The following is a 2,734-nucleotide window of genomic DNA, read 5'->3' as shown; positions in this document are numbered from 1 at the left end:
AATCATAAACGATTACATTCTTCGTTAGGCTACTTGCCTCCCGTTGAATTTAAAAAACACTTACCCCTTAATTTTTTTGTTTGAAAATGTGTTGCTATTCCAGCGCCGAGCCATGAATGACCTGAGATGTATGAGTTGACAAGGCTAGTGAATCTACTGAATAGAGCAATAACAGCGGCAGTATAAAAGCTAAAGATGATTTGGATAACAAGTTGAAAATTAGCGGCAATCTTGGCGATTTCGTTTGACCTGAAGATAAAAATGAGAATAGAATCTGTTTTTAATTACAGTGAAGTTTAAATAGGTTTAGAGTATAGAAATACCAACACTTTTTATTATGATAACACAATTTCCAATCTCCAATTAATTTGTTGTTTTAGTTTTATAATTGCTCATTTTTTAATGAGATATATTTTGTCAAAAAAACAGTCAAAATTATAGTTAACTGAATACTAAAACACCAGTTTATTTTGTTAATTAATTGCAAATTATCTTTAAATAATATATTAAACTTTAACTTGGAGAGTTTATAGCGACATTTTGTTAGCAGTTTTAGCTAGAAATCGTCATATAAAAAACATGATAAAATCAATATTTTTTCTAGTTAGCTTTTAAACGAACCACTACAACACCTTGACTTAATACCGATTCGCGTTACAAACACATCGCTATTAGCAAATGAATTTAGCTCTAGTCTCATCGTATTAGCATAATCAAAGACACAAACTGCTAGCAATTAGGTTCTTAAAAAGCACCTTATCAAATAATAAAAAAATGCTATTTAACAACTCGAAATGGATTAGGTTTTGGTTTAGATTCTTCAAGTTGTTGAGATAAAGACTCACGCTGTGCCTGATATTGAGGCTCATCTTCAAATCCCATCCCAATACCATTTTCACGAGCATAAATTGCTTCAATTGCCGCCATTGGAACCACAATATGCTGAGGTACACCTGAAAAGCGAGCATTAAATTCAATTTGTTCATTATTTGCTAAATATTGCCCAACTGACTGTGGTGCAATATTTAATATTATTTGATTATTTTGAATAAACTCTTGCGGTACTAATACACCATGTATCGATGTATTAACCACAATATAAGGTGTTAATTCATTATCTAAAATCCAATCATAAAAAGCCCTAAATACATAAGGCCGATGTGGTGACATTTGTTCAAGTTCCATTAAGATTACCTTGTTTAAAGTTATTATAAATGAAAATAAATTATGCTCTTATTCTTTTTTCTTCTTCGGTTAATGAACTAACAAAAGCAGGGCGTTCAAAAATTCGTGACATGTAAGCTAAATAATTCTTTTCAGCCACTTTGGGTAATTCAATACCAAGTAATGGTAAGCGCCAAAGTAATGGTGCAAAATAACAATCACATAATGTGAAATCATCACTCATAAAATAGTCTTTTTCTTTAAACATAACCGAAATTGAAACCAAATCATCAACAAGATTCTTTCGTGCTATTTTTGCTGCATCGCTATTAGGGTTGGCAATAATTGTTTCATAAGCACTATACCACTCTTTTTTAATGCGATACATTGTTAATCGTGAATTAGCTCGAACAATTGGATAAACTGGCATTAATGGTGGATGAGGAAAACGTTCATCTAGATACTCTAACGCAATATGAGGCTCATATAACGTAAGATCGCGGTCAATTAATGTTGGAATTGATCCATAAGGATTAAGATCCAATAATTCCTGAGGTAAATTATCCGCCGTTACAAATTCTATCTCAGCAGTTACCCCTTTTTCTGCCAGAACAAGACGAATCTGATGTCCGTAAATATCTGTTGTATCACAAAATAATGTCATCACAGAACGTTTATTAACAGCAACAACCATATCCACTCCAAATGTATAAAATTAAAATAATTCTCACTAACAACTATTCTAACAAATCGAATAACAAATTTGTTAAAAAAAATGAATTTTCTTACATTCTTTTCATTAAAAATATAGTTTTGTAAAAAAATTTCAGGAAAACCTGCGTTTTAGTATAAAAATTTAAAATAAAAAAAGCAGATAACTCTGGGTTTGAAACAAACTTGTAATATTGAACTTAAGTCGGGTAAGGACACAACATTACTGTCGTGCCCTTCCCTAAGAACTGTACGAGCGAATTTCTCCGCATACAGCTCAAGCCTTTCAATTGACTTTAATAAGCCAATTTCACTACCTCTAAGTTCAGTGCATGAACTTTTTTGTGGCAATTAGGATGAAGTAATATCCTATTTTTGAGCGTGTCCGCCCCTCTGTGCATTTTGTAGATAATATGATGGTCATGCCACCCCGTCTCTTTTGTGATTGGAAGTTGACATAAGCCACAAAGGCCTCTTTGCGTCTTATACAGCATTTGCCATTTATGTCTATGTGAAAATTCTTCATATAGCCTTTTCTGGTATAATGTTTCGCCATATAATTCTCATTCCAGTAAAAACGGATTGTAATCTGATTTTATCTTGATATGTCGTTTAATTGCCGTCTTACTACATTGCAATAGTTCAATCCATTTATCCATACCATGGCGGTCTTTTATTATTGTGCCAAAGTTCCATATCCGAGTTGCCGTCGTTTTAAAGTATTTCTCTTTAATCCAACGTTTCCCCTTTTTGCTATTGTAAACACCCCAAACTTAGCACACAACTCACGTAGAAAATCATGTTGCTTGTTTTAGTGTTTTATACTCAATCGGTGTCATGTTATTTAATGCCTCATGCG

3 protein-coding genes are annotated in these 2,734 nt (G+C 32.7%); all 3 read right to left on the bottom strand.

What is annotated here, in order from left to right; all coding sequences use genetic code 11:
• Positions 1 to 777: 777 nt before the first annotated feature.
• The 3 genes from GA0061080_RS12060 to GA0061080_RS13250 all read right to left on the bottom strand — a co-directional run bounded on the left by GA0061080_RS12060 (position 778) and on the right by GA0061080_RS13250 (position 2,369).
• Positions 778 to 1,185 carry a ClpXP protease specificity-enhancing factor gene (locus GA0061080_RS12060; protein WP_091126134.1) on the bottom strand — a complete coding sequence of 136 codons (408 nt, stop codon included), beginning with the start codon at positions 1,183 to 1,185 and terminating at the stop codon, positions 778 to 780.
• Between the two features lie 40 nt (positions 1,186 to 1,225).
• Entirely contained in the window at positions 1,226 to 1,858 is a 633-nt protein-coding gene (gene sspA / locus GA0061080_RS12055; protein WP_065635550.1) for a stringent starvation protein SspA, read from the bottom strand.
• Positions 1,859 to 2,171: 313 nt separating this feature from the next.
• A complete protein-coding gene (locus GA0061080_RS13250; RefSeq protein ID WP_209435844.1) occupies positions 2,172 to 2,369 on the bottom strand; it encodes an HNH endonuclease in 198 nt (65 codons plus the stop codon).
• Positions 2,370 to 2,734: the final 365 nt, after the last annotated feature.

Origin of the sequence: Gilliamella intestini, from assembly GCF_900094935.1 — a bacterium.
Lineage (GTDB): Bacteria > Pseudomonadota > Gammaproteobacteria > Enterobacterales > Orbaceae > Gilliamella > Gilliamella intestini.
The sequence above is the reverse complement of the archived record's forward strand: the minus strand, read 5'-3'. Positions and strand labels throughout refer to the sequence as shown.